This is a genomic window from Candidatus Methanocrinis alkalitolerans (genome assembly GCF_029167205.1).
In the GTDB taxonomy this organism is placed as follows: Archaea; Halobacteriota; Methanosarcinia; order Methanotrichales; family Methanotrichaceae; genus Methanocrinis; species Methanocrinis alkalitolerans.
On the sequence record NZ_JARFPL010000091.1, the window covers coordinates 1 to 1,034 of the forward strand.

Consider the following 1,034-nt stretch of genomic DNA (forward strand, 5'->3'; position numbering starts at 1 on the left):
AATCCTCGTTAGAACATGCAACATCATTGAATCCAGGTTTTGGACCTCTTCGACCCATCTTGCTACACCCACAATGAGATAGAACGTAATAGTATAAATAACATCAACTCACTGCTGGTTCACTACCGATGAGATATGCCGAGTTCACCCTTCGAATCGACGTTCATACCCTGATCGAGTGCCATCTCCATGCGTTCCAGTATTTCGGGGGCCGCCCACATGAGATCCTCTACGACAACATGAAGCAGATCGTCCTGAAACGAGCACCCAAATCCTCAGACTCGGACTGGAATTCGAAGTTTAAGGATTTCTTCACCCACTACGGTTTCGTACCCTGCCTCTGCCGTCCTTATCGGCCCCAGACGAAAGGCAAGATCGAGAACACGGTGGGGTTCGTGAAGAGAGATTTTTTCATGGGCGGCAAGTTCAGCTCATTTTCTGATCTCAACTCCCAGCTCCAAGGTTGGCTATCTCGGGTGAACTCGGCGGTCCACGGAACAACCCACGAGATACCCCGAGATCGGTTCGAGGAGGAGTTGGTTCACCTCCAACATATCGATCAGGTCCTTCCTTACCACAACGTCAGGGAGGAGACGAGAAAGGTATCGAGGGACTCTTACGTCTCGTATCTCGGCAACCGCTACTCGATCCCTTATCGGTTTGCGGGAAGGACCTCTGTTCTCCAGATATCTGATACGTCCTTTTCCGTAGTCGTGGGGTCTGAGAAGGTCTGCACCCACGAGATCCTTCCGGGTCGGGGTAGAGTATCGCGAAAGAAAGACCATTTCGAGGGACTTCTATCCGAGATATTGAAGCAGAACTCGACCCAAGGGGCAAGGGCGTCTTGCGTCCTCAAATTCGACGATCCAGACGTGGAGCATAGATCGTTAGCCGTTTACGACGCCTTCGTTGAGGGGGATAAAAGATGAGCCATATCGAGTACGAAAGGCTTCATCATAACCTCAAACGGCTGAAGCTCACGACCTTCGAATCGATCCTGGACAACTACCTTGAAGCCGCGGCCAACGAATGCA

Annotated in this window: 1 pseudogene; it reads left to right on the forward strand. The window is 51.2% G+C overall.

Going from position 1 to position 1,034, the window contains the following annotated elements:
* Positions 1-128 precede the first annotated feature (128 nt).
* Positions 129-929, forward strand: a pseudogene (gene istA / locus P0O24_RS12470) (IS21 family transposase); the annotation flags it as partial.
* Between the last annotated feature and the right edge of the window lie 105 nt (positions 930-1,034).